The following is a 24,229-nucleotide window of genomic DNA, read 5'->3' as shown; positions in this document are numbered from 1 at the left end:
AGTAAGGAGGGGAAGCGGGTGGTCATGGCGCGATTGCATGGAGGGTGGGAACCGGCTACACAGCGGGATGGGCAGCGAGGGTAAATTCTATGAATTGGATGTGCGGGTGATACCGAATGCATCCCGCGATGAGGTGACGGGCTGGCATGACGGCGCGCTGAAGATCAAAACCTCCGCCCAACCGGAGTCAGGGAAGGCCAACAAAGCGGTCTGCCTGTTATTATCACGTAAGTTGGGTTTACCGAAGCGAGCGGTGACGGTGGTGAGTGGGCAGAAGAGTCAGACGAAAAAGCTTCGGCTGGAAGCGGTGGAGCAGGAATCGATTGACGCGCACTGGCCCACCGGTTGAAAAAGGAAGGAAGCGGTGGCGATTCACGAATGGGTGCTGCCTTTTTCCCTGAGATGTGCCATCGTGGCCACTCCGCTTCAAGAGCCACCTGATCCATGACCAATAACGACATCCTGCGCCGTCTCCGCTACGCCTTTCATTATCCCGACGTAAAGATGGCCCAGATCATCGCACACACCGGAGTGGAAGTGACTCCGGAGCAAGTGAAGTGCTGGCTGCTGAAAGATGCGGAAGAAGGTTATCAGGAGATTTCGGACACGGATCTGTGCCGTTTCCTGGATGGGCTGATCATTGAAAAGCGCGGAAATCGCCCGGATGGCATGGTCCCGGAGCCGCTCAAGTTCCTCTCCACCAATGAGTCGCTGAAAAAGCTCCGGATTGCTCTGGAGCTGCGCGAGGAGGAAATGCTGGAGGTTTTCGAGCGGGTGGAGTTTGTCGTCACCAAGGCTGAGCTCGGATCGTTTTTCCGCAAGCAGGGGCACCGGAATTTCGCGAAATGCCCGGAGCAGGTTTTGAGGAAGTTCATTCAAGGTCTTGCGAAGGCACGTGAAGAAGCTGAATAGAGCGGCCACAGCGGAGGGCTATCCTAGGATATTTCTTCTCCCGATGAAGGGAGAAACAAAGCCACAAATGGTGACGGATTCTTCAGTCTAACGTCGGTTGCGTTTACTTCTTCCTGTGGTTGGGTGGCGGCTATGACACGCAGAGAATTGATACGAGTCGGCGCGGCACTTGGGATAGGTACAGCAGCCAGCAGGCTGGCGCTTGCCAAGGAATTGGAGATCCGCAAAACCAATGATCAGATCATGAAAACCAGGGGGCTGGTGGAAGCGGGTGATGAATTGCCCAAGAATGACACTAGCAGTGGCAAGCACTACCGCCCGGAACACAGAATGGGGTTGGGCGGACTTGCCGCGGGAAATGGTTTCAACACGATCTCGAGCGATGAAGAGATTCTCGGGATGTTGCATGCCGCCTGGGATTCCGGGATCAGGCATTTCGATACCTCGCCGTTCTATGGTCTTAGCCTGAGTGAGCGCCGTTTCGGAGATCTTTTGCGCAACAAGAAGCGCGAGGACTATGTGCTCTCATCCAAGGTTGGCCGGCTTCTCACTCCTTCCGCGGAGCCATTGCCGAAAAGGTGGCACTGGGCAGACCACTCACCGTTTCATTACCGCTATGATTATTCCGCATCGGGCACGCGTCGCTCCATCGAGGACAGCCTGCAGCGCATCGGCGTATCATCATTGGACATTGTGTATATCCACGATCTTTCCCCGCAAAACAGTGACATGGGAGAAGAATGGACGAAGTACTACGACGATGCAGTGAGAGGTGCGATCCCTGAGCTGACCAAGATGCGTGACGAAGGGATCATCAAAGGCTGGGGCTTCGGGGTAAACACGCCGGATGTGGTATATAAAGCGCTCGATATCTCCGATCCGGATATCTGTTTGCTGGCGCTCCAGTATTCTATTCTGGATCATGAGAAAGCCTTGGAGAAGACCTTCCCGCTGTTGGACGAGCGGGGTGTTTCAGTGGTCGTCGGAGCACCACTCAACGGAGGCTTTCTGGCGGGGAGGAACAGATTCAACTACTCCGGGGATATTCCTACCGAAATGCAGAAGAAATTTACCAGCATCAGTGCGGTGGCGAAGGATCACGGGATCGATATCAAGACCGCGGCCCTGCAATTCGCGGAGGCTCCTTCGACAGTCTCGGCCATCATTCCGGGTGCAAGGACAAAAGAACAGGTGGAGGAAAACGTGGCTTCGATGAAGGTGCAGATCCCGGCCGCGTTCTGGGGTGAATTGAAGGAAAAAGGTCTCATCGCTGCCAAAGCTCCGGTTCCCGCGTAGGGTGGTGGGTTTCTGCCAGGAATTCTAAAACGAAAAAAGCCATCGGAACGAATCCCGATGGCTTTTTTGGTGAATTTAAGGGAATTAGTTAAAATTCCACATCTTACCTTTTTCCTGATCCTCAAAAACCTTGGCACTGTTCATGTAGGAATCCGGTGGGTTAGGGAGTGGGCCGTCATCCAAGACAGGAAGTTTCGCGCCGATTGTGGAGTCCCATGGTTGGGTGGAAGCTACGTTTACCGGTGTGCCGACTCTGGTCATATCGAACACTTTGCGTGCTGCGTTGAGCGGCATGCGGACGCAACCGTGTGTGGAAGGGTATGGCTTCACAAAGCCCCAGTGCATTCCGTATGCAGGGCTGTAGAAGGACATCCAGTAAGTCATCGGGTAACCCGCACCCGGATTTCCCTGGCGGCGGCGATGGCGTGTTTTGGAGTTGATTTTGAAATTGCCCTTCGGTGTAGGAGTGGCAGTAGTGCCCACGCCGACAGGTGTCGCGAGGAGGACTTCGTCTCCTTCGGTAACGTAGAGCTTACCTGCGCTGGTGCTGATATGCACTTTAACCGCGGAAGGGTTGCTAGGCGTTTTGGCCGGAGGATCGAATGAGAATGCGGTCCCGGAGCCTCCGGTGCTCATGTTCCCGCAGGAACTCAAGAGGATAGCGGCTCCGCCAAGGGCGACGGATATTGCGAATCGTAGTGGTTTGTTCATTGAATGTATCTGAGTTGACTGAGACGCGGCAAGGGTGACCCATGAATGGTTAAAATCAATTAAGTTCTTTCAAAAGGATCAAAGGTCACAATTCAGCATTCGCCACCGTTCAAGGGAGTGGGGGAGCGCCTTTTGGAGAGTTGTGAAATATTTTCGAAATACGGGTGAATAGCGGCGGCGGCGGGTGAGTCTGAAAGGGGTAATGAAACAATATCTACTTCCTGCAATTGCAGGCATACTGGCAATTTCCGCAAACATCGTAGTAGCCGCTCCAAAGGACGACTCTCATGAACCGCAGCGGAAAGTTGAAAGCAAAGGTCACGAGCACGACAAGCAACCGGAAAAAAGCTCCAACAAAGGTCCGGTCAAGGCGCAGAGCAAACAACCGGCAAAGTCCTACAGTAAAGCTCCGGTGAAGGCCAAGAGCAAAGCTCCTGATAGAGGACACAATAGCTGGAACGACCGTCTCGAAGTGCGTGCCCAGGTGCGTCTACAGAAACTGGGTTACTACCGCGGAGCTATCGACGGTGATTTCGGCCGTGGCTCCCGTGCCGCTCTTGTAAGATTCCAACAGGGAAAACGCCTTAGGCAGTCAGGTGTGCTGGATTCAGCAACCATCCGTGCGCTGGGTATCTAGTCTTCTGGCTTTCCCGTGAATGGGGTCGGCGTTTCGTTGGAGCTTTCTATTGGAAAGACTCTGCAATGGAACACCGGCCCCATTTTTGTGTCTCAGGTTAAAATCTGGCCGATGGTTGACAGATGGAAATGAGAGTGGATGCTCCCTGCCTCATGAAAGTCCGGACTTTTCCTTATCTAATGATCACCGCTGCGATGGTAGCGGTTCCCGCTCTTGCGCGTTCCGAGGAGGCTCCGGACGCTAACACTCCCGCAGCTGCCGAATCGGCGGCTGCCCAACCAGAAAAGAACACAATGCCTGAAACACCAGCAGATGTAGCCGCCGCTCCCGCCGATGCCGCCAAGACCGAAAGTGGTCTGGCCTCGAAAATTCTCCAAGCCGGAACCGGCGACAAGAAACCAACCGCCGCCGATACGGTGACCGTTCATTACTCCGGCTGGACCACGGACGGTAAAATGTTCGATAGCTCCGTGAAACGTGGCGAGCCTACCAGCTTTCCGCTCGGTGGAGTCATCGCCGGCTGGACCGAAGGTGTTCAGCTGATGGTCGTCGGCGAAAAACGCCGTTTCTGGATCCCGGAAGACCTTGCCTACGGCCCGGTAGTAGCAGGCAGCGGCCGCCCCGGTGGTATGCTTTGCTTCGATGTGGAGCTTCTTGAAATCAAGGAAGCCCCAAAGCCGCCGGAAGACACGGAAAAGACCGAGAGTGGAGTCGCCTACAAGATCACCAAGGAAGGTGAGGGTGATAAGCCAGGCGCATCCGACGTCGTCACATTCCATTTCACCGCCGCGACCATGGAAGGCCAGACCGTGCAGGACAGCCGCTCGGAGCCAGCACCTCCAAGCGTCCCGCTCGATAAGCTCCCACCAGCACTTGGCGAGCTCTTTGCCGATATGAAACCCGGCGAGCTTCGCAAAAGCTGGTTGCCTGAGCCACAGGTTCCGGGTGGATTCATCGTTGCTGATCTTGAGCTCATTTCCTTCAAGGCAGCTCCTCCCGCACCTCCGGTTCCCGAAGACGTATCGGCAGCTCCGGATGATGCCGAGAAAACCGAAAGCGGAATCGCCCACAAGGTGCTCGCAGAAGGCAAGGGTGAGGAACATCCGAAGGCAACCGATACAGTAAAGGTTCACTACTCCGGCTGGACCACGGACGGTAAAATGTTCGATAGCTCCGTCACTCGCGGTGATGCAGCTCAGTTCCCGCTTAGCGGTGTGATCAAAGGCTGGACAGAAGGTGTGCAGCTGATGGTTGTCGGTGAAAAACGCCGTTTCTGGATCCCTGCGGATCTCGCATACGGTCCGGCAGTTCCAGGCAGCGGCCGTCCCGGTGGTATGCTTGTGTTCGATATCGAGCTTCTCGAAATCGCCAAATAGTTTCGTTTTTAATGGCGGCTACCTGCCGGGTTTTCAAACCATAGGGCAGGTAGTCGTTTTTAAACGTGTGATTGAATAATCTCACACGGCTTTCTCTGGTTTCAGAGAAAATATTCCCTCTGGCAATAGTCTCCAAGGGATTTGACAGATGCGGAGTTCCGCTGTCTGCTACCGCTGGCAAATACAGTGGCGATCATATCCGCTGGTTTGAAGCCAGTCCCGATGACCGTATCCACCGAACGTCCGATTCACGCAGCAGTAATGACCCCATGGGTTATCGTACTGGTTGCATTGATCGGGCTGAATGCGTTCTCGCAGGAATACTCAAGGGTTCGTAGGGACGATTCCACCGGCAAGGCTGCGCTCACGCAACCTGTGGAAGTCGCAAATACTTCGGGGAATTTTTCCGGTCCGCTGGTTTTCCTGACCGCCCACTCCACCAGCTATGCGGCCATTCTGGTATCGCAGGTGTTGGGTCTCGAGGTTTCGCATGAAGAGCCTTTGGCGGAGTTCCCACATGGAGCGGTCCGCGGGCGTGCACCTCCGGTAAAAATTCAAGCCTGAGTGTTGCCGTCTTTGGCGGTTTTATACAGAACTTCGATCCATGGGTTCCCGCTTTTTGGGACTCTTTGGAATTATTTTCGGAGAAGTCACACTCATTCAGCTGCTTTGATCCGTGTGGAATGAAGCCATGCTTCCGTGCCATTTCCCGCACCCGATTCGCCCGCCCGGGTAGAGTTTTATCCGGCTCCATGAGTTCATGGAGTCACGCATCACGTGGATTTGATCCACATTTCAAAATTCAAATATTTCAACCTTTTCAAAATTATGATCCAGAGGCTTTTTCCAAAAATTATAGGCGGCAAGAACGAACGCGAGGTAAACCGCATTCGTCCGACCGTAGCCCGCATCAACGAAATCGAAGGTGCGCTCCAGCGCGAGCCCGATGAGAAACTTCTACTTCTCACCCGCGATTGGCAGAGCCATCTGGCGCGCTACCATCCGCTGGATGCACCTCCGAGATCGGCCATCGAACGCATGGACGAGCAAGCTTTGACAGATACAGCCGATGCGATCGAGGCACGTTTCTCTTTGCTTCGGAAGGAGTTTTCCGGGCTTCCAGCCAGTATCGCTCCGAATCCGAAATCCATCGAGGCCGCCAAATCAGCTTTTGCCGGTATCGAGGAGAAATTTGTTAAATCCCGTGCCCGGTATCTGGATCGCATACTTCCCGAGGCATATGCCGTGGTGAAAAATGCGGCGCGCCGGCTTTGTGGTAGCGAGATTCTCGTCAGCGGGCAGGCGATGAAATGGCAGATGGTCCATTTCGATGTTCAGTTGATCGGAGGTATCGCACTGCACCGCGGTCTGATCGCTGAGATGCAAACGGGTGAGGGAAAGACATTGGTGGCCACGCTGCCCGTTTATCTGAACGCCTTGGCAGGGCTGGGGGTTCACGTAGTCACGGTGAACGATTACCTCGCGCAGCGGGATTCCGAATGGATGGGTGCCTTGTTCCGTTTTCTCGGGCTCACCGTTGGCTGCATCCAGAGCCAGATGCCGTCCGACCTGAGGTTTGAAAGCTATGCCTGTGATATTACCTACGGCACCAACTCCGAATTTGGATTTGATTACCTCCGCGACAATGGCATGGCCATCAGCCGCGAAGAGCAGGTCCAGCGCTCGCACTACCTTGCGATAATCGATGAGGTGGACTCTATCCTTATCGATGATGCCCGCACTCCGCTCATCATCAGCGGGGAGGGCTCACATGATTCCTACCAGTTCGGCATCTGGAAGCCGGTTGTGGAGAAGCTGGTCCGGCGCCAGACAGAGCTTTGCAACCGCATCGCAACAGAGGTCGAGCAAGCTCTGGCGGATGGCGATACCGCTGCTGCCGGCACCGGGTTGTTGAAACTCAAGCACGGCCAGCCACGCAACCGGCGTTTCATGAGGTTTATGGAAGATCCGGAAATCAGGAGGCTGCTGGAGAAATTCGAGTTATCCCACCAACAGGGGCCGTTTGGTAACAAGGTGTTCAAGCTCAAGGAGGAGCTCTATTTCGTGGTCGATGAAAAACTCCAGGACGCGGATCTGATGGAAAAGGGCCGCCTGTTTCTCTCTCCGAACGATCCGGATACTTTCACCCTTCCCGACATGGCCTCCCGCATCGCGAGGATCGAAGCCGATGACGGACTGACACCGGAGGAAAAATCCGTGGAGCGCCTGACCGTTCAGCAGCAGCTCGATGTACAGGGAGGAAAGATCCACGGAATTTCCCAACTATTGAAAGCATACTGCCTGTATGAGCGGGATGTGCACTACGTGGTCCGCGGGGACAAGGTCACTATCATCGATGAAAGCACCGGACGTGAAATGGCCGGTCGCCGTTGGTCCAGTGGGCTTCATCAGGCAGTGGAGGCAAAGGAAAATGTATCGATGGAGAAGGAAACCAGCACTTACGCCACCATCACCATCCAGAACTATTTCCGACTCTATGAGAAACTGGCGGGAATGACTGGCACCGCGGAGACCGAGGCGGCTGAGTTCCATGATATCTACAGGCTGGATGTGTTACCCATTCCCACCAATGCGGCGAACCTCCGGATTGATGAAAACGATCAAATCTTCAAAACGCGAAGGGAAAAATACAACGCGGTTGTTTCACGGATCGAGGAAGCTCATGCGATCGGTCAGCCGATTCTTGTTGGCACGGCTTCGGTTGATTCCTCGGAAACTCTTTCCCGAATGCTCAAGCGGGCACGGATTGAACACGCGGTGCTGAACGCGAAGCACCACGAAGAGGAGGCTGCTATCGTAGCACTGGCCGGGCAAAAAGGAGCCGTCACGGTTTCCACCAACATGGCAGGACGGGGCACCGATATCAAACTTGGCGAAGGAGTGGACGGCCTGGGCGGCTTGTTTGTCATCGCGACGGAGCGGCATCCATCGCGGCGGGTGGATAGGCAGCTCCGCGGGCGTTGCTCACGCCAGGGAGATCCGGGACGGTCACAGTTTTTCGTTTCCTTCGAGGATGAGCTGATGCGGAACTACGCCGCTCCGGATCGCATGGCGGCGTTGATCGAGCGATCGCGTAAAATCGATGGAAAGAACTCGAAGCTGCCATCGCTCGGGAAGCTTGTGGAAACCGCCCAACGCCAGGTGGAGCAAAGGGACTACAAAAGCCGCAAGCGTGTCCTCGATTTTGATGATGTGATGAACCTCCAGCGTGAGATCGTTTACGGCTACCGGAACGAGGTGCTCTGCACCGAGGATATCCGCCAGCTGATTGATGACCTCGTCCTTGAAATAATAACGGGCGGAGTCGGCCTTCATCTGGGCAGGCTGCACCGCTACGAACCGGATTACAGTGAGCTCCTCCATTGGATTCACACGAATCTGCAGATTGGCACGACGGAGGCAGAGGTGGCGGATCTTGATGGAAAAGGACTGATCTTCCTGCTGGGGGAAAAAGTAAAAGAAGCCTATGAAGCACGTATCCACGATCTACCGTCCGAGGCGATGGAGCAGGAGCAACGCCGTATGGTGTTAATGGCAATCGACCGGAAATGGCAGGAACACCTTGAATCCATGGATGAGTTGCGGGAGGGCGTCTATCTGCGCTCACAGGGGCAGAAGGATCCGCTGGTGGAGTTCAAGAACGAGGCTTACGGGCTCTTCGTTTCCCTGATGGATACGATCCGGCGGGACTCGTTGCACAATCTGTTCCGCTCCGCGACCGGCATGGCGGATTTCCTCGCGCAGCTCCAGACCCGGCCGTCAGAGGGAGGTGGGCTGGAGCTTAAAATGCCACCAAAGCCGGCATCTACCATTGCTGCGAATCCCGGGCGCAACGATGCCTGCCACTGTGGAACCGGGAGGAAATACAAACACTGCTGCGGGCGCATGGTGTGAGCCGAAACTGCCGCTTTCCGGATCACTGATATTGAAATCCCGACAAAAACATTCTCAGTGGTTCGGAAGTGTGTCAGTTTCCCGCCTACTCACTCATGTCACTCTCACAAAAAGGCTACAAAACCATCAATCATAACGACGTCCAATACCGCTGGATCATGAAGAACCGTGGTGGAGTCAATGTGGCCTCAATTTATACGAATGCCGCGCTTGGCGGGCGTGAGTTGCTCGCGGAATTACCACGGGTGGTGAGCTTGAGCATGGTCGGTGATGCGGTCGATTTCGCCCACGATAATGACTGGAATCCGAATCGGGCGGGTGAACCTTTGCGCTGCAAGCACACGCGCAAGGGATTCGTTCTGGCGGAATAAAGTTCCACGGAGTGAACCTGAGAATTTCTGAATTTCAGGATGTTCAAATGGCTGCTGGGTCGTAGTTTGCGGACCCCTTATGTCTGTTAAAATTCGTTTCATATCCGCCACGGCCGATGCACTTGTTCTCGCGAAAGTAGGCCACCCCCAGCGCGATGAGCCGCTCCAAACTTCCAGGGAAGTTTTCAAGATCGACGAGAAAGACGAGGAGTCGCTGGCCGCACTTTTCCTCAAGCCGTTCAAGAACCTCACAGGACATCGCTTCCAGCATCATTCATCGCTGAACCAGCATGAGATGAACGCCTGCGCCGCCGCAATCTTCGCCTCCGAGGATGGACTACTGGAGAAAGGCTGCGACATCGCGAAGCGTCTCTACTCCAAGTCGAATCACCCGAACATCAAGTCCGGAGATCTTTGTATCTCGCTGATTAAGGACATCGAACTCAATGGCGAAATGGTCCAGGGCCTGTGCATCCTGAAATCGGAAAGTGTGGTCCCGTTTCTGAGCATCTCCACCCGTGATGGTGATCTGGAACTGCATACGGAGCAGGGGATCAATCCCGAGAAAATCGACAAGGGTTGCCTGATTCTCAACCATCTGGAAACCAAGGGTTACTACGTGCTCACCTTCGATCGCAGCGGATCGGAATCACGCTTCTGGGTGCGGGATTTCCTCGGCCTCGTGCCGATTTCCGATAGTCCGTTTCTCACGAATAAATACGCGAATATGGCGGTGGCCTTCATGGAGAAAGAGAAGAAGGAAACTCCACCGGCATCAGACGATGCGCCACCGTGGGATGCTTCCAATGCCGCACGGGATGCGATCACCTATTTCGAAGAGAAGGAGAATTTTAACCTCGAGGAGTTCGAGGAAGAGGTTTTGAAAACTCCGGAAGCCAAGGCGAAATTCGCCGAGCATCGCAGTCAGATCGAAGAAGAGCAGGGACACAAACTTGAGGATAAATTCGAGATTTCCAAAAAGGACGTCACCAAGGCGAAAAAGAAGATCCGCTCCGCGATGAAGCTGGATACCGGTGTGGACATTAAGCTCAAGCCCGGCCTCGCGGCACAGCCCGAAAAGGTGCTGGAGCATGGCTTCGATGAAGAGAGAAAGATGAAATTTATCAAAATCTACTTCAACGAAGACCTCGCGGAATAAGCCCGCCACGCCATGGGGCGGGGACAACTTGATCCCTTGACCCCGTAGCTAACTGAGTTATCAGTCGGGCATATGTCAGCTCCATCACTACGCCAGCAAACCAAACAGCAGATTGAAAAATCCCGCTCGGGCAACCCGCTGTTTATGCAATCGGTGGATGAAATTATCGCTGCGGCGAAGAAGTTCGAGACCGGTGCGGATGCTTTGGCTGTCGGTCTGGCTGCACCACAGTTCGAGCTTCCGGATGCTGCAGGAAAAGTTGTTTCGCTGGCAGAGTTACTGGCAAAAGGTCCTGTCGTAGTTACTTTTTACCGCGGTTCCTGGTGCCCATACTGCAGTTTACAATTGAAGGCTCTTCAGGAGGTTCTTCCTGAAATTCATATGCTGGGCGGAAGTCTGGTGGCTATCAGCCCCCAGGTTCCGGATTCCTCTCTGAACTCCTCGGAAAAGGCTGCTATGGATTTTACGGTCCTCAGCGATCAGGATGCCCGTACAGCCAAGGAATACGGAGTTTCCTGGGAGGTCCCGGAGCGGATTCTCCAGCACATGCGGGACGATAGGAAACTCGATCTGGAATCCATCAACAACGGCAATGCAAACATCCTGCCCATTCCCGCTACCTTCGTACTCAACCCGCAAGGAGTGGTCACCTGGCGATTCGTGGATGTGGATTACCGTACCCGGGCGGAGCCCTCCGATATCATTTCAGAGCTGCGGAAAATTTCGGCCATGTAGCGCCGGACGCGGGTAGGAATTCAGGGATCAGGACTGCCTGATGCTAACCATGCAGACGTCGTCGACGAAATCGGTTTTACCCGAGAACTTCCGCACGTCCTCCAGCACCGCGGCAAAGAGTTCCACGGCCGGGAGATCTGAGTGTTTCGAAAGGGATTCGTAGAATGCTTCCACCCCGAATTCGTTTTCATCCGCGTCCTCCATTTCGAAAATGCCGTCTGTGAAAAGCACAATGCGATCATCCTTCTCGAATGATTTGGTCTGGGCGGGAAAAACAGCATCTTTCATCAAACCGATGGCCGGTCCGCTGCGCTTCTTCCCATCGCCCAATAGTCCTGTCATTCCCTTCCCCTGGCGTAGGCACACCGGCTTCGGATGGCCCGCGCTGGCAAAGCGGATCTGGCCTTTCGCAGGATCGGCCACGAAGTAAAAGGCGGTGGCGATGAATGGCTCATCTATGTGCTCCAGCACCGCACGCACCCGGTTGTTCAGGGCGCTGAGGAAACGGCCGGGGTAGAGCATGTGGGGGCGCAGCTCATCCAGCAAACCGCGAATGATACCGGTGATCAATGCCGCTTTTACACCGTGACCCATCACATCGCAAATGAGTACGCCCACCCGCCCACGGGAGAGAGGCACGATGTGGAAAAAATCTCCGCCGACGGCCGCCGCAGGGCGATAATGATGGGCTATCACCAGTCCGCTGCCACCTTTCACAATCGAGATTTCATCCTCATCCGGTAGTAGTGCTTCCTGAACTTTCCTCGCCATTTCCAGGTCTGCCTGGATCTGATTGTTTTTCTGTTCCAGGGCCATTTCCATCTCCTTGATCTCGGTGAAGTCCTTGTTAATCCCGCATACGCCGATGATTTCCCCATTGGAATTCTTGAGCGGAAACTTGCTGGTATAGCCCCAGGCCACACGGCCGTCCGGGTAAATCAGGCGCTCGATTTTTCCGACCAAGGGTTTGCCGGTGTCTATCACGCCTTGCTCGTCGGCAGCGGTCTCTCTGGCGGTTTCCTCGCTCCAGAAATCAAAGTCGGTGCGGCCGATCAAATCGGAGGGATCCGCTTTCATATACTCCGCTACGGCTCGGCTATGGCGGATGAATCGACCGTCCCTATCCTTGAAATAGACGTGATCGGTGGTGTTTTCCAGAAGGAAGGCGAACAACTCGGTATCGCTGGGCGCGGCGGTATCTGTAGATGGATTTTTCACGGAATACCCTCTACCCTAGCGTGAATAATCGCGGTGAAAAGATCATCTTTCGGAGAGTTCTTCGGTGATGGGAGCGGGGGAGGATTACTTGCTCTACTGGGCTCGTATTGTATTGTTCAGCTAATTCCGTCGATTGCCGCGGAACAAAAATTTCACCCGAGGAATGTCCGAATGATTGAATGGAACGAGAAGAATTATCACTGCCCGGTGGAGGTTTCCATGGACATGCTAAGTGGGAAATGGAAATGCCTCATGCTCTGGCACCTGCACGATGGCACGAAGCGCTACAAGGAACTGGAGCGAATCGTCCCGGGCGTCAGCCAGAAAATGCTCTCCCAACAGCTTCGCGAGCTGGAGCGCGATGGGCTCTTGATTAAAACCATTTTCCCCGAGGTCCCGCCGCGGGTGGAATACTCGCTCACGGATCTCGGGAAAAGTGCCTTCCCCATTCTGGAAATGATGCACCGCTGGAGTGTTGACCAACTTGGGGTCCTAGTGACTTCAGGGAACTGAATCTTGTCGCGAGGGCAGTGGACACAGAAACGCGAATCCACCTGTGGATAAATTCGCGTATCACTCTGCTTCTGCGCGAGTTGTTTAACTATTTCTGATATGCACCAGCGGAGTAGGTGAGCTCGTAGCTATGGGAGTAGATCTCGATGAGATTGCCGAATGGATCCTCGCAATAAACCATACGATAAGGTTTCTCCCCGGGATAATATTCGCGGATCGGCATGCGTTTCTTTCCTCCGTTTTCCACGATCTTTGCCGCCAGACCTTCGATGTCAGGATCCTGGACGCTGATGTGGAAGAAACCACTTTTCCAATACTCGAAGTTGTTCTCCCGCTTCTCGGCATTGCGAAACTCGAAGATCTCGATGCCGATTTTATCGCCGGTCGCGAGGTGGGCGATTTTGAATTTCTCCCATCCTTCGCCGAAGACATCATCGCACATCACGCCGATGGCAGATTCGTCGGAAACGATCTCCGTGGGCGGCATGATCACATACCAGCCGAAGGTCTTGGTGTAGAATTCAACGGCTTGTTCGAGGTTGGTTACGGAAATGCCTACGTGTGAGAAGGCTCTTGGATAGGTTATCGGGGTATTCATCTCGGTGTCGTTTTTCAAATTTCATGCATCGTTCCCTCCACGGGCACCCGATGCAGGAGACACTCAAGGCTCTCCTGTGAAACGCCGCAAGAGGGCACTATTTGGTTCGATACGCACCAAAAGGTCTGAATTGCCGCCAACAGGTTGCTGGCGGCTGAAAACTTTTTCCAAGAAAAACGCCTGAAAGGTGAACTCTACTTGAGAGTCTTGGTCCATTCCGCAAGTTCGGTGATGGTAGCCACTTTCTTGTCGGCAGGAATTGCCAGCGGATAGAGCGCTTTTCCGGGACGTGTTACAAAGACGCCGGTCATGCCAGCTGCTTTCACACCCGCGATGTCCCAGCCGTGCGCAGCCACCATCATCGCTTCCTCGGGTTTCACATTTGCCTGTTTCAGCGCCCATTCATAGGAGGCCAACGCCGGCTTGTAGACCTTTTCGTCCTCCACGCTCAGGCGCGCCTCGAAGAACTCGATAAGTCCGGCGTTTTCAAACTGGGTCTTCACTCCCTTGTTCGAGGAGTTGGTAAAGCTGATCAGACGGAATCCCTGGTCTTTCAGCGATTGCAGACCTTCCTTAACGTCCGGATGGGGAGGGAGGCTACGCAGCGGCGTGACAATCGCCTCGCGGGCTGCTTCTTCGGTAAGCTCGATTCCATTGGTCTCCGCGGTCATCATTAGAGCGGCGACACCGATGTCCGCAAAGCCGTGATAGCGGCCGGTCACCGTATCCACGAGGGAGTAATGGAGCATAGTGGAGAACCAGAGTGGCAGCAGTTCTTCGCGGCCGTCGAGCGCCTTGCCCACGGATTCCCGCATCTGTCCCAAGTCCAGGAGGGTTTCGTTTACGTCAAAGAAGATCACTTTCGGTCTCGTGACCTCGGTGGCCATTTCGTCATCGGCTCTTGCGATCGTGGGACTAAGGAGGAGCGCTGTAGCTAGTAGGAGTTTGGTAATAGGCATAGTTTGTCTGGTTGGTCCGCGTAAGATGCCTCAGGACCGGGATTATTCCTTCGAAAACTCCGGAAAAGATTGGCTACTTCAGCTTACGGCTATCCATCTTGAATACCCGGAGGAGGAAGATGAGACTCGGAAAGATAAAAACGCTACCCGCCAGAAGGGCTAAAAGCAGTTGGCGCAGCGTGGCATCCGGTGCCGCAGTGTCATAGAAGCTCAGCGGCCCTGTGGTGGTGACAACCGCATTGGGCGCATAGAGAACCCACCAGCCAAAAAGAATCAAGACCACCTGGCCGGAGGCTACCACACGGGTCCGCATGGTGTGGTGTAGGGAAACGAATTTCCATAGGGCAAAGAACATTCCGGTGGCCAGGACCATCGCCCCTATGGCCAGCGGGTGGCGGATGAAGAGATGCAGAAGCTCCGTTTCCTCCCAAAGCGAGGCGAGAAACACCAAGCCTCCGGAGACGATCACCGCTCCGTTGGCCATTGCCGCGCGCCTGATGAAGTGTTGCTGGAGATCTGCGTCCTCCGTTTCCCCGATCAGAAACACACTCGCTAGGAAAGTGAAGATGCATGCCACGAACACACCCACGGCCAGCGGGAAAAATCCCCACCACGGCGCGATGTAGGCTGTATGGAAATCGGTCGCTTCCAGATCAATTGTCCCGCGCGTAAGACTCGCTGCGATGATCCCCAACCAGATGGATGTCCACAAACTGGAGATGCCGAAGAGCCAGGTATACGTGCCCTGGCTGACCGGCGCCTGGATCGCATCGTAGTGACGGAAGGTAAAAACGGTTCCCCGAACAACCACCCCTACCAGCAGCGCGAGCATCGGGATGTGAAGGTGCACCATCAGTGTGGTGAAGATCGTCGGAAAGCCCATGAAAAGGATTACCACAATGAGGATAAGCCACATGTGGTTCGCCTCCCAAACGGGGCCCATGGCGTGATTGATTACTCTCTTCTGGAGATCGCGGTGTTTGTTTCCCGGAAGAAACTCGAGGATCCCCGCGCCGAAGTCTGATCCACCCAGCAGGATGTAGAGCAGCAGGGAAGCGGCGATGAACAGGATCAGGACGGAGATCATCATGACTCGATTTTGCTTTGGGTGATGCGGATCTGGCGGGCGAAAAGCCATATACTCACTGCTGCCAGCGAAAGGTAGAGCACCAGGAATAGATAGAAGTGGTAGACCATCCCGGGCATCGGCGTCACCGCATCCTTCGTGCGGAAAATTTCATAAATAATCCACGGCTGGCGACCCACCTCCGTCACGATCCAGCCGGCTTCGATCGCTATGAAGCCGAGCGGTGTAGCCGCGGCCAGCGCCCACAGGAACCATCGCGGGAAATTCTTTTTCTTATAAAACCAGAAGAACAATACCGCCAGCAGAGCCATCAGCATTCCGATGGCTACCATCAACTGGAAGGCAAGGTGGACGATGAGAACCGGAGGCCAGTCCTCGCGGGGATATTGATCCAGCCCGATTACCTCGGCGGCTGGATCCATATGTGCCAGCACGCTCAGCATTCCCGGTAGCTCCAGCCCCCATTTCATCGTCTGCGTATCAACATCCGGTATGCCGCCTATCGTGAGCGGTGCCCAGGTCTGGGTCTTGAAGTGTCCTTCCAGTGCCGCCAGCTTTGCCGGCTGGAGAGTCGCCACCTGCTCGGCCGCGAAGTGCCCGCTCATCGGCTGCAGCAGCGCCGCCACCGCTCCGAAGATCATCGCCAGCTTCATGGCCTTCAAATTCAGATCCCGCGCACGGCCGCGGAGATAGAGAAATGCGTGAACTCCACCCACCGCGAAGCCTACCGCCTGGATTGCCGCCAGCTGCATGTGCAGGGATTGGTGGGCCCAGGCATCATTGAACATCGCCGCCACCGGATCGATGTTCAGTGCCTCACCGTTCACCCAGTCGAACCCCTGCGGAGAATTCATCCATGAATTCGCCGCCACGACGAAAATGCCCGAGGCGAAGCCCGAAATCCCGACAACCACCCCGGTGCCCCAGTGCACCCACGGCTTCATCCTGTCCCAGCCATAGAGAAATAGCCCGATAGCCACCGCCTCCACGAAGAAAGCAGTGCCCTCCCAAGAAAAAGGCATCCCGATGATCGGGCCGGCGTGCTGCATGAATCCCGGCCATAGTAGCCCCAGCTCAAACGAAAGGACCGTGCCCGATACAGCGCCAACGGCGAATAGGATCGCCACACCCTTCATCCACATTTTCGTGAGTTCCAGATAAACGCGCTCGCCCTTCTTCAGGTAAATATAATGCGCCGCCGACATCAGGAACGGCATGGTCATACCGATTGCCGCGAAGATAATGTGAAAGCCCAGCGAAAAGGCCATGGTCGCGCGCGCTGCTGTAAGATTGTCCATCGGAAAAATCGTTAGTCGGGGTCGCTGGCTAATCGATGTCTGGCTGATTGCCGGAATCAATCCAGCTGGCTCACCGAGATCTGGATATGATGAATAGTGGGTCTTTTTAAACCTCGCAAGCGGCTATTTCTTCAGAAAACCCTTCTTACTGCATGGATCCTACCACTTGCCGGTTTTCGCCCAATTCCGGTAGTGGGCCATTCTTCCGTTCACTTTCCAGACTGGCACCAGGCAGCGGTCTCCCAGCATATCGAAGCATTCCTCAGCGAATTTCCGGTCCTTTGCAACAGTTGCCAAATACGCGGCTTCACTCAACTCCGTAATCGCATCGGGATATTTCGCATGAATTTCCCGCACTCCCTCCTTAAAGAGATCGCGGTCCAGTTTCCTGTAGTTCACCGTATCCTGCCGGAATGCGAAAAGGTCCAGCACGATACGGGCGTACCTTTCTTTGCCCATTTCCTTGTTTTCCTCTGCCACGTATTTGGCGAAGAATTCCCAGTCTCCCGGCTCGCCATACCAGCGGGGTAGAAGGGAATAGCCGCGACTCAGTAGGGTGTGATGATATCCCGGCTCCAGTTCCAGACTGGCCACTACGAAGGAATCGAAGGCGTCCGGCGGTAGGCCGGCCCCGAGAGCAATACGGGTGGCGATCACATAAATGGAGGGGTCCGTGATTTCGGTTTCAGCAAATGCGGCTTCAAGGACATCTCCTGCCTTACCAAGTCTTTCCGTCATTAGTCTCCATCCCTCGTCCGATACAGTGGAGGCGAATCCACCGCCCCGGGCACGCCATGCATAATCCACATAAAATGCAGCCAGAGATATACGGGGGAATTGGGAGTCCGGCTTTTCCGAAATCCATTTTCCCAGCGCCTCGCCCCGGCTCTCCCAGATCTTCGTCGGTAAATTGTCATTCAGCTCGAAGAACTCATGAAATGCTTTAATTTTCCAACAGCCATTGGGGAATCGCTCCTTACCGTTGAGGAAACCGGTGGCCATTTCGTCAAGTGCGGTAAAATCCCCCTTATCCAGCAGAGCAACGGCTTTTTCTTGCAGTGCATTGATCTCGGCCGTGGTAGGACTCTCTGTTAGAATCTCCATTTCGCTATTTTCCCGGATCTCGGAAACAGTGATATTTTCCTGCTCGGAAATCCGGGGCCATATCTCGTCCGTGCGCTGTTTCGCCTTTCTATCCTTGGTTGCCTTCGCTTCCTGTCCAGCCGGAGCTTCCACTTCGGGGTCGCTTTTTTCGCAGCTGAAAAGCATGAATGATACGAATATGGCCGGAAGGGCTATGGAACTCAGCCGTGACGTAATGGATTTTCTTCGCTGCATAAGTAGTATCACATAGTTTCAGCGGGAGAATACAACCATGTATTCTAGTAAAAAAGTTATACCGAATCGATCAAACATAATTCCTATAAGGCCCTGCGCACTTCCGAATATGAGTAGTCGATTGGTAGATCCTTTCCTGTCGCTTATTTCACAATCAATCTGTTGAAATATAGGGAAGTGCTTCTAGCTTCCCGGATGATGAGAAATATTACCGGCCTGGCCGTTGGACTTTTATTGGGAGCTGCTGCCGTGTCCGTTGCAGGGGCTGAGGAAGCCACCGGCGCTCTTGGCGCGCGTCTGGAGAAATTCGACTACCCATTCACCGTTCATACCTTCGCCTTCACCGATCAGCAGCAGGATCTGGAAATGGCCTACATGGATGCGAAACCGGAGGAGGGGAATGGCGAAGTCGTCCTTCTACTTCATGGAAAGAATTTCAGCGCAGCCTATTGGGAGGCAACCGCGAATCGCCTCACCGCCGAGGGTTACCGCGTCATCATGCCGGACCAGATCGGCTTCGGGAAATCCTCCAAGCCCGCCCACTATCATTTCACCTTTCAGGCACTCGCGAACAATACCCTGGCACTACTCGATAAGCTGGGTGTGGAAAAAACGCACGTCCTGGGACACTCCATGGGCGGCATGCTGGCCAGCCGCTTCGCGCTCATGTATCCGGATCGCACACAGTCACTCATTTTAGAAAACCCGATCGGTCTCGAAGACTGGAAAACCAAGGTCCCTTACCCGGGCGTGGATAAATGGTACGAAGGGGAGCTGAACAAATCCGCCGAGGGTATCCAGGATTATCAGCTGAAGAGTTACTACGATGGCAAATGGAAGCCGGAGTACCAGCCATGGGTTGATATGCTCGTGGGCATGATCAAAAGCGAAGACTATCCCGCGGTCGCGTGGAATCAGGCACTGACCTACGATATGATCTTTACCCAGCCAGTGGTCTATGAATTCCCGCTTATCAAGGCACCCACTTTGCTCATCATCGGTCAGCGCGATACCACCGCTATCGGGAAAAATACCGTGCCGGAGGAAGTCGCCAGCATCATGGGGGATTACCCCGCACTAGGCAAAAAGACTGCCGCCGCCATCCCGGATTCCAAACTCGTGGAAATCGATGAAACCGGCCACCTCCCGCATATCGAATCTTTCGATCGCTTCATCGATGCACTTCTTCCGTTCATCGCGGACAAATAACAGAGGTTTTTTGATCCCCGCTACCACGTTATCGGGACCCGATTCATCAAAAAAGCCGGCCTGGTGTTTACACCGGCCGGCTTGATTCTTTTGTGGAAAACGGGGCGGGGGCTTAGAGTTTCACCAGCGCCTTGCCCAGCTTGTCGCCCTCGAAGAGGCCGATGAATGCATCTGGAGCATTTTCCAGCCCCTCGGTAATCGTTTCTTCCCAGTGAATTTTCCCTTCCTTGATCCAGCCGCTCATTTTTCCGATGAATTCCTCCTGCAGATCCATGTGATCACGCACAATGAAGCCCTGCATCCGGATTCGTTTGCCGATAATCTTGAATAAATTGTTCGGCCCCGGCTGCGGCTTTTCATCATTGTATCCGGAGATCATCCCGCAGGCGGCGATCCTGCCACCCTCACTCATATTATCGATCGCGCCTTGGAGATGGTCACCTCCAACATTCTCGAAATAGACATCAATCCCATCCGGGCACAGCTCTTTCAGTTTTGCGGAAACATCATCCACATCGTGATAATTGAACGCCTCATCGATTCCTGCCTTCTCCTTCAGCCAGGCGATCTTGTCGGCACTCCCGGCACTGCCAACCACCTTGCAGCCATGGATCTTGGCGATCTGCCCTACAATGGAGCCTACCGCACCCGATGCCGCTGAGACAAAAACTGTTTCACCCTCCTTCAGAGCGCCGATTTCCATAAGCCCGACATAGGCAGTCATTCCGGTTAGTCCCAGAACTCCCAGGTAGGCACTCGCCGGAGCCTGCTCCGTATCTATCGGCACCACGCCTTGTCCATCGGAGATCCAGAGATCACGCCAGCCCTGGTTTCCCAATACCCAACTGCCCTCCGGGAAATCGTCGTTTTTGGATTCCACCACTTTGCCCACGCATCCGCCTTCCATCGCCTTGCCAAGCGCAAAGGGTTCCACATAGCTCTCGGTATCCTTCATCCGGCCCCGCATATACGGGTCCACCGATAGCCATTCGTTCTTCACTGCGAACTGACCATCCTTGATTTCACCGATCTCTACCTCTGCCGTCTGGAAGTTCTCCTTGGCCGGCATTCCCTCCGGCCGTGATTTTAGCTGTACTTGATTGCTCTTCATGACCATCAAGCTCTGGGCGGATCCACGGAACGCAAGTTACAATCCGAATCCCTCTCAAGGGGAAATAGTGGCACCTACACCGATCTACATGGCTTCGGTCTTGGGAAAAACCGAAGGATTCCGACACTTTTCCCCGTTCAACGTTCCAATTGATAACAGAAACGTTCGGTCAGCAGTTAGCGAATGAAGAAGCCAGCTACTTTCCCATCCTTGAAAGAAAGCTCCGCCAGCATATCCGGAATGCCTTCTTTCTCATAATCCAACTTCCAGTAATAGGTATTAACCACACCACGATCCAGGACACCCATATAGGATGTTTCATAACCTTCCTTCATCAGCGGGGCAATTTGTCCGGAGACCTGATCTAGTTTTTCCGGAGTCATTCCTGTTTTCATCGCCTCATCACAGACAGACTCGAATTTCTCCAGATCATTGTCGCGGGCAGCGTCCAGAATAGTCGCAAGAGCGAGCGCTTCATCCTTAGGTGCATCCTCTGCGGTAGCTGTTACCGCTAGACTTGTTAATGCCGCGAGTGTAAGTGCGATTTTCTTCATATATTTGGTGTTAGTCGATTGGTTACCCGTTCAGATTTTTTTTCACGGAAGGATACATTTATATCCCGGAGAATTTTAAATGGAGGCGAACAAAGAGCGAGTGGTTTCATACTCCAGACTGTAAATTTTTCTTCGTTGGAGATCTGCTTTTCTAAGGAAGTGTTACAGCCTGTATCGGATGGAGAGTTCCGTCCGGATCCCGATACTTCAGAGCGTAGACTCCGCCCCGGGCGGAGCTGATCTCAATATATCCCGGATACCTGCTCTGGCGGTTTGATTGGGTAAAGACGGCTGTGACCAGAATGTCCGAGCCCTTTATATTGCTTTTTACTATATCAATCCACTGGCCTGAGTGCATGTCCTTCGTTTTGAACTCCATGGGGATCCGGTATTCTCCTGCATCCACTTTCACAGGCTCTCCCACAGAGATCCCACTGGCCGCGAAGAAGTCACGCGACTTTTTATAGCCACACCCCACAGCAAAAATAACAGCTAGGAGTAAAGTGGTCCGCAGTAAGATCCTCATTTCTATAATCCTATTGGCGTTGCACCACCGGTAGGAAGCACGAAATTGGTCATTCGGCATACCACCGGTCGCCCTAGTTAAATGATATCGAAGAGGCCTCCGCTAGGCCGTGAACCTCGAATTATTCGAATTCTGAATCCTTGCTAACTTATGAGAAATCAAACCAGTCGAAGATTTCCGAGAGATCAATATCCGGCCACTCCAGCCAGGATAGTCCTATATCGATCCCTAGAAAAGAATCCCCACCCGCCAAGTCCCGGAGAACCTCTGCCTTCATCTCCTCATAGTCGCAAGCTTCACCAGCGGCCTCATGAATGGCTGTGAAATCGTCAGGAGATGAAAACATGCACATAGCCCAACAAACGATGTCTGGCTGGTAGCCACGATCCGTTGCCGCCTTCCGGATTTCTCCCGGCTTGTAATACTTTTTCCTCCCATGCTCTTCCACCAGACGCTGACCCACATCGCTGATGAACTTCTTCTTATCTTCCGGTCGTAACTCACAGGCAGGCATGGCGGTATTATAACAGAATTTGACGTGGGAACCATGGAAGGGTGGGGGAGATTAGTCGAGGGCGGAGTCGATAAGCGATATCGGTTTTATGAAATCGCCCTTTGATTCAGCGTTTTCTATGGAAATAGATCCCTCCCGCCAGGGCGGCAGTGTAAATGTTCTGCCCGGTTCACCGCATGATCACCACTGTATCCGTGAGCAGTGGTTTTCCACTCTTGGAAGAGAGCAATTGCATGGTGATCGAGCTCTCATCCCAATCGATCTCCAGCCAACCAAAATGTGGTTGATCGATTACTTCTCCTACCCGCAGGCTATTCTTTTCCTTGCCGGGGTAGCAGACATTGAAGCTGCTGGATGTCAGGTCAAATAACGGGCGGCCTCCATCAGGATTCATAACAGAAAACTCACCGCGATGCCTGTCGCCCGACAATAGCACCGTAGTTCCTTCAGTTTCACCAATCACGCGCAGCAGTCTCTCTCTATCATCAGGGAACATGTCCCAGCGCCTCCAGCCATGGTCATTGGAAAGCACTTGAATCCCGGATCCCACAATGCGGACCTCGGCCTCTTTCTTTAGCTGTTTCTCGAACCATTTCCACTGCTCCGCTCCCATCAGCGTCTTCCCCGGTTGAGGTGCGAACTGCTCCTCCCGCGTCCCTTCCTGAAACGGATCTCGGAACCGTTGTAGGTCCAGCATGATTACCTGCACCCGTTTGGGCTCCTCTCCGAAAATCCACGCTCCATATATGCCTTTCCGCGAGCGACGGACATCTGTCTCCTCTACAGAAAAATGATCGAGAAATAGCTGCTCCGACTCATCCCCATGAGGATGCAGCCGTCCCGGGTATTTATCGCCATAGTCGTGGTTATCCCACGTCGGGAGTGTTGGAATCTTCCGGAGAAAATCGTGATACCGGGGAATTGCCGCCAGATCGTCGTAGGCCTTCTTCAAGTGAACCGGGTCGGAGGTATTCCCGTAGTGGTTGTCACCTAGTAACAGCATGATATCAGGCTTCTTGACTCGGATTACATCCCAGAACCCCTGATCCCTCGTAGGCTTGTTGCAGGAGCCGAACGCGATGTGGCTCAGCGTCTGGTCCGCATAAATTCCATCGGAGTGAAATTTGGCTGATGCCATGGGGGGCTCGGTCTCAGCCACTCCGGAACACGGAAAGGTCATCAGTGAAAGAACTCCAAGGATGGAAGTCTTTAGCTTTATGTATTTCTTCATTGATTCCGCGTTTTCTAAAAGAGCGACAAAGCACACCTCATCCGCAGGATTCCGCACGCTGTTGCCACTTCTACTACGCCCATTTCCTCGGTCAACTTTCTACGCACCTGCCGCATTCACGCTCGCTGTATCATCACCGCACCCGGGGATTCGTTCCCGCAGATCCCTGTCGGATAAAGAGAACAATTTCTTATTTTCTGCAAGCGAGCGCCTCCCCCGGAACTATCTCATTCAATATAAAGCCATCGTATGTCGATTGAACTTTTGCGAACGGTGGCAAGTGGGAAGCGCGGTCTCAGCGGGGGATAGTCATCGGAATCGCTATCTCCATGCCTTATTTTTCGGATTATTGGCTCTCCCCGGATGTTAGGCTAATCGCTAAAATAGAATATTCCCTTATCCAGGTCTATCCACATCTCAGGACCACTCTTGGTAGAGTCGCCGATATAAAGCCCGTTTGTGATCGTCTCAGGCGTAAACCATCCCGCCGGTTCAAGCCATCCCGCTCCCTGGCGATCAACGTGTGAAACCTCAACCCGCGGAAGCGAGGATTTCCGGCCGTGTATGCCGTTATTCCACTCAATTACCCTGTCGACGTGGCTGATGCAGTCCTCAACTGGTGCAGTAAATCTGACGATCCGCGTATAAGCCTGCCAATCAGCATACACTCCGTGGTAAATTTCAGAACTGGATGTTGGAAGCGGGAAATCGATGTCCGTCTCCTTCATGGCCTGTGAGTAGGTAAGAGGGTCGTCGTAGCGTTTGAGGTAGTCCGGCTGGCTGCACCTATAAGCGATCAGGCAAGACAGAATTACTAAAACAACCATCGTGATTAATACGAACTTCTTCATTTCATTGCCTAAAAAATAGCGATCAATGCGCCGGAGAAAAGATAAATTATTCCCGTGTAGAGTCTCCTCTCGCCATCTTTCAATGATATTTTGGAAATTCGAGGGATGAG

The 24,229-nt window shown here is 53.8% G+C and carries 25 protein-coding genes; 12 read left to right on the top strand and 13 right to left on the bottom strand.

What is annotated here, in order from left to right; all coding sequences use genetic code 11:
- Window positions 1–37 precede the first annotated feature (37 nt).
- The 3 genes from AAGA79_RS09705 to AAGA79_RS09695 all read left to right on the top strand — a co-directional run bounded on the left by AAGA79_RS09705 (window position 38) and on the right by AAGA79_RS09695 (window position 2,208).
- Complete coding sequence (locus AAGA79_RS09705) at window positions 38–349, top strand: DUF167 domain-containing protein (protein WP_411825597.1); 312 nt, start codon at window positions 38–40, stop codon at window positions 347–349.
- Window positions 350–444: 95 nt separating this feature from the next.
- Window positions 445–912: a DUF1456 family protein gene (locus AAGA79_RS09700; protein WP_411825596.1), complete on the top strand. Its 468-nt coding sequence runs from the start codon at window positions 445–447 to the stop codon at window positions 910–912.
- Window positions 913–1,044: 132 nt separating this feature from the next.
- A complete protein-coding gene (locus AAGA79_RS09695) occupies window positions 1,045–2,208 on the top strand; it encodes an aldo/keto reductase (protein WP_411825595.1) in 1,164 nt (387 codons plus the stop codon).
- A gap of 84 nt (window positions 2,209–2,292) precedes the next feature.
- Here the strand turns inward: AAGA79_RS09695 and AAGA79_RS09690 are convergent, their stop codons facing one another.
- Entirely contained in the window at window positions 2,293–2,919 is a 627-nt protein-coding gene (locus tag AAGA79_RS09690; RefSeq protein ID WP_411825594.1) for a L,D-transpeptidase, read from the bottom strand.
- Between the two features lie 202 nt (window positions 2,920–3,121).
- On the opposite strand from AAGA79_RS09690, the gene AAGA79_RS09685 reads away from it, so the two are divergent.
- The 7 genes from AAGA79_RS09685 (at window position 3,122) to AAGA79_RS09655 (ending at window position 11,112) form a co-directional block, all read left to right on the top strand.
- A complete protein-coding gene (locus AAGA79_RS09685; RefSeq protein ID WP_411825593.1) occupies window positions 3,122–3,556 on the top strand; it encodes a peptidoglycan-binding domain-containing protein in 435 nt (144 codons plus the stop codon).
- Window positions 3,557–3,678: 122 nt separating this feature from the next.
- Complete coding sequence (locus tag AAGA79_RS09680) at window positions 3,679–4,932, top strand: FKBP-type peptidyl-prolyl cis-trans isomerase (RefSeq protein ID WP_411825592.1); 1,254 nt, start codon at window positions 3,679–3,681, stop codon at window positions 4,930–4,932.
- A gap of 141 nt (window positions 4,933–5,073) precedes the next feature.
- Window positions 5,074–5,496, top strand: a complete 423-nt coding sequence (locus AAGA79_RS09675; protein ID WP_411825591.1) for a hypothetical protein — start codon at window positions 5,074–5,076, stop codon at window positions 5,494–5,496.
- Between the two features lie 264 nt (window positions 5,497–5,760).
- On the top strand, window positions 5,761–8,847 hold the full coding sequence (gene secA, locus AAGA79_RS09670) for a preprotein translocase subunit SecA (protein WP_411825590.1): 3,087 nt from the start codon (window positions 5,761–5,763) through the stop codon (window positions 8,845–8,847).
- Between the two features lie 95 nt (window positions 8,848–8,942).
- Complete coding sequence (locus tag AAGA79_RS09665) at window positions 8,943–9,218, top strand: hypothetical protein (RefSeq protein WP_411825589.1); 276 nt, start codon at window positions 8,943–8,945, stop codon at window positions 9,216–9,218.
- A gap of 79 nt (window positions 9,219–9,297) precedes the next feature.
- Window positions 9,298–10,377: a nucleoid-associated protein gene (locus tag AAGA79_RS09660; protein ID WP_411825588.1), complete on the top strand. Its 1,080-nt coding sequence runs from the start codon at window positions 9,298–9,300 to the stop codon at window positions 10,375–10,377.
- Window positions 10,378–10,449: 72 nt separating this feature from the next.
- The gene (locus AAGA79_RS09655; RefSeq protein ID WP_411825587.1) at window positions 10,450–11,112 is read left to right on the top strand and encodes a peroxiredoxin-like family protein; all 663 of its coding nucleotides are present in this window, start codon (window positions 10,450–10,452) and stop codon (window positions 11,110–11,112) included.
- Window positions 11,113–11,139: 27 nt separating this feature from the next.
- Here the strand turns inward: AAGA79_RS09655 and AAGA79_RS09650 are convergent, their stop codons facing one another.
- Entirely contained in the window at window positions 11,140–12,330 is a 1,191-nt protein-coding gene (locus AAGA79_RS09650; protein WP_411825586.1) for a PP2C family protein-serine/threonine phosphatase, read from the bottom strand.
- A 171-nt stretch (window positions 12,331–12,501) separates the two neighbouring features.
- Between AAGA79_RS09650 and AAGA79_RS09645 the strand changes: the two genes are divergently transcribed.
- Entirely contained in the window at window positions 12,502–12,843 is a 342-nt protein-coding gene (locus AAGA79_RS09645) for a winged helix-turn-helix transcriptional regulator (RefSeq protein WP_411825585.1), read from the top strand.
- Between the two features lie 88 nt (window positions 12,844–12,931).
- Here the strand turns inward: AAGA79_RS09645 and AAGA79_RS09640 are convergent, their stop codons facing one another.
- From AAGA79_RS09640 to AAGA79_RS09620, 5 genes are all read right to left on the bottom strand, one after another.
- The gene (locus tag AAGA79_RS09640; protein ID WP_411828228.1) at window positions 12,932–13,429 is read right to left on the bottom strand and encodes a lactoylglutathione lyase family protein; all 498 of its coding nucleotides are present in this window, start codon (window positions 13,427–13,429) and stop codon (window positions 12,932–12,934) included.
- 206 nt (window positions 13,430–13,635) lie between these two features.
- Window positions 13,636–14,400, bottom strand: a complete 765-nt coding sequence (locus AAGA79_RS09635; RefSeq protein WP_411825584.1) for a haloacid dehalogenase type II — start codon at window positions 14,398–14,400, stop codon at window positions 13,636–13,638.
- A gap of 73 nt (window positions 14,401–14,473) precedes the next feature.
- Entirely contained in the window at window positions 14,474–15,490 is a 1,017-nt protein-coding gene (locus tag AAGA79_RS09630; RefSeq protein ID WP_411825583.1) for a cytochrome d ubiquinol oxidase subunit II, read from the bottom strand.
- Complete coding sequence (locus tag AAGA79_RS09625) at window positions 15,487–16,785, bottom strand: cytochrome ubiquinol oxidase subunit I (RefSeq protein WP_411825582.1); 1,299 nt, start codon at window positions 16,783–16,785, stop codon at window positions 15,487–15,489. The genes AAGA79_RS09630 and AAGA79_RS09625 overlap by 4 nt, the downstream gene beginning before the upstream one ends.
- Before the next feature lie 159 nt (window positions 16,786–16,944).
- On the bottom strand, window positions 16,945–18,123 hold the full coding sequence (locus AAGA79_RS09620; protein ID WP_411825581.1) for a hypothetical protein: 1,179 nt from the start codon (window positions 18,121–18,123) through the stop codon (window positions 16,945–16,947).
- A 198-nt stretch (window positions 18,124–18,321) separates the two neighbouring features.
- Between AAGA79_RS09620 and AAGA79_RS09615 the strand changes: the two genes are divergently transcribed.
- Window positions 18,322–19,332 carry an alpha/beta fold hydrolase gene (locus AAGA79_RS09615; protein ID WP_411828227.1) on the top strand — a complete coding sequence of 337 codons (1,011 nt, stop codon included), beginning with the start codon at window positions 18,322–18,324 and terminating at the stop codon, window positions 19,330–19,332.
- Window positions 19,333–19,444: 112 nt separating this feature from the next.
- Here the strand turns inward: AAGA79_RS09615 and AAGA79_RS09610 are convergent, their stop codons facing one another.
- From AAGA79_RS09610 to AAGA79_RS09585, 6 genes are all read right to left on the bottom strand, one after another.
- The gene (locus AAGA79_RS09610; RefSeq protein ID WP_411825580.1) at window positions 19,445–20,443 is read right to left on the bottom strand and encodes an NADP-dependent oxidoreductase; all 999 of its coding nucleotides are present in this window, start codon (window positions 20,441–20,443) and stop codon (window positions 19,445–19,447) included.
- Window positions 20,444–20,619: 176 nt separating this feature from the next.
- The gene (locus tag AAGA79_RS09605) at window positions 20,620–20,997 is read right to left on the bottom strand and encodes a hypothetical protein (RefSeq protein WP_411825579.1); all 378 of its coding nucleotides are present in this window, start codon (window positions 20,995–20,997) and stop codon (window positions 20,620–20,622) included.
- Window positions 20,998–21,148: 151 nt separating this feature from the next.
- Entirely contained in the window at window positions 21,149–21,523 is a 375-nt protein-coding gene (locus tag AAGA79_RS09600; protein ID WP_411825578.1) for a hypothetical protein, read from the bottom strand.
- Window positions 21,524–21,671: 148 nt separating this feature from the next.
- Window positions 21,672–22,037, bottom strand: coding sequence for a DUF6559 family protein (locus AAGA79_RS09595; RefSeq protein ID WP_411825577.1), 366 nt, complete (start codon window positions 22,035–22,037; stop codon window positions 21,672–21,674).
- A 169-nt stretch (window positions 22,038–22,206) separates the two neighbouring features.
- A complete protein-coding gene (locus AAGA79_RS09590) occupies window positions 22,207–23,268 on the bottom strand; it encodes an alkaline phosphatase D family protein (RefSeq protein ID WP_411825576.1) in 1,062 nt (353 codons plus the stop codon).
- Between the two features lie 371 nt (window positions 23,269–23,639).
- A complete protein-coding gene (locus AAGA79_RS09585) occupies window positions 23,640–24,119 on the bottom strand; it encodes a hypothetical protein (RefSeq protein WP_411825575.1) in 480 nt (159 codons plus the stop codon).
- Window positions 24,120–24,229: the final 110 nt, after the last annotated feature.

The sequence above is a fragment of the Luteolibacter sp. AS25 genome, from assembly GCF_046736275.1.
Taxonomy (GTDB): domain Bacteria; phylum Verrucomicrobiota; class Verrucomicrobiia; order Verrucomicrobiales; family Akkermansiaceae; genus Luteolibacter.
Note: the sequence above shows the minus strand (reverse complement) of the source record. Positions and strands in the feature narration are given on the sequence as shown.

Excerpts from the sequence above, each read along its gene's own strand:
- AAGA79_RS09635 (WP_411825584.1), bottom strand. The coding sequence starts at position 14,400 with ATGCCTATTACCAAACTCCTACTAGCTACAGCGCTCCTCCTTAGTCCC.
- AAGA79_RS09625 (WP_411825582.1), bottom strand. The coding sequence starts at position 16,785 with ATGGACAATCTTACAGCAGCGCGCGCGACCATGGCCTTTTCGCTGGGC.
- AAGA79_RS09600 (WP_411825578.1), bottom strand. The coding sequence starts at position 21,523 with ATGAGGATCTTACTGCGGACCACTTTACTCCTAGCTGTTATTTTTGCT.
- AAGA79_RS09615 (WP_411828227.1), top strand. The coding sequence starts at position 18,322 with ATGAGAAATATTACCGGCCTGGCCGTTGGACTTTTATTGGGAGCTGCT.
- AAGA79_RS09620 (WP_411825581.1), bottom strand. The coding sequence starts at position 18,123 with ATGCAGCGAAGAAAATCCATTACGTCACGGCTGAGTTCCATAGCCCTT.
- AAGA79_RS09700 (WP_411825596.1), top strand. The coding sequence starts at position 445 with ATGACCAATAACGACATCCTGCGCCGTCTCCGCTACGCCTTTCATTAT.
- AAGA79_RS09665 (WP_411825589.1), top strand. The coding sequence starts at position 8,943 with ATGTCACTCTCACAAAAAGGCTACAAAACCATCAATCATAACGACGTC.
- AAGA79_RS09585 (WP_411825575.1), bottom strand. The coding sequence starts at position 24,119 with ATGAAGAAGTTCGTATTAATCACGATGGTTGTTTTAGTAATTCTGTCT.
- AAGA79_RS09595 (WP_411825577.1), bottom strand. The coding sequence starts at position 22,037 with ATGCCTGCCTGTGAGTTACGACCGGAAGATAAGAAGAAGTTCATCAGC.
- AAGA79_RS09685 (WP_411825593.1), top strand. The coding sequence starts at position 3,122 with ATGAAACAATATCTACTTCCTGCAATTGCAGGCATACTGGCAATTTCC.
- AAGA79_RS09655 (WP_411825587.1), top strand. The coding sequence starts at position 10,450 with ATGTCAGCTCCATCACTACGCCAGCAAACCAAACAGCAGATTGAAAAA.
- AAGA79_RS09705 (WP_411825597.1), top strand. The coding sequence starts at position 38 with ATGGAGGGTGGGAACCGGCTACACAGCGGGATGGGCAGCGAGGGTAAA.
- AAGA79_RS09645 (WP_411825585.1), top strand. The coding sequence starts at position 12,502 with ATGATTGAATGGAACGAGAAGAATTATCACTGCCCGGTGGAGGTTTCC.
- AAGA79_RS09690 (WP_411825594.1), bottom strand. The coding sequence starts at position 2,919 with ATGAACAAACCACTACGATTCGCAATATCCGTCGCCCTTGGCGGAGCC.
- AAGA79_RS09605 (WP_411825579.1), bottom strand. The coding sequence starts at position 20,997 with ATGAAGAAAATCGCACTTACACTCGCGGCATTAACAAGTCTAGCGGTA.
- AAGA79_RS09590 (WP_411825576.1), bottom strand. The coding sequence starts at position 23,268 with ATGAAGAAATACATAAAGCTAAAGACTTCCATCCTTGGAGTTCTTTCA.
- secA (WP_411825590.1), top strand. The coding sequence starts at position 5,761 with ATGATCCAGAGGCTTTTTCCAAAAATTATAGGCGGCAAGAACGAACGC.
- AAGA79_RS09610 (WP_411825580.1), bottom strand. The coding sequence starts at position 20,443 with ATGAAGAGCAATCAAGTACAGCTAAAATCACGGCCGGAGGGAATGCCG.
- AAGA79_RS09695 (WP_411825595.1), top strand. The coding sequence starts at position 1,045 with ATGACACGCAGAGAATTGATACGAGTCGGCGCGGCACTTGGGATAGGT.
- AAGA79_RS09660 (WP_411825588.1), top strand. The coding sequence starts at position 9,298 with ATGTCTGTTAAAATTCGTTTCATATCCGCCACGGCCGATGCACTTGTT.
- AAGA79_RS09680 (WP_411825592.1), top strand. The coding sequence starts at position 3,679 with ATGGAAATGAGAGTGGATGCTCCCTGCCTCATGAAAGTCCGGACTTTT.
- AAGA79_RS09630 (WP_411825583.1), bottom strand. The coding sequence starts at position 15,490 with ATGATGATCTCCGTCCTGATCCTGTTCATCGCCGCTTCCCTGCTGCTC.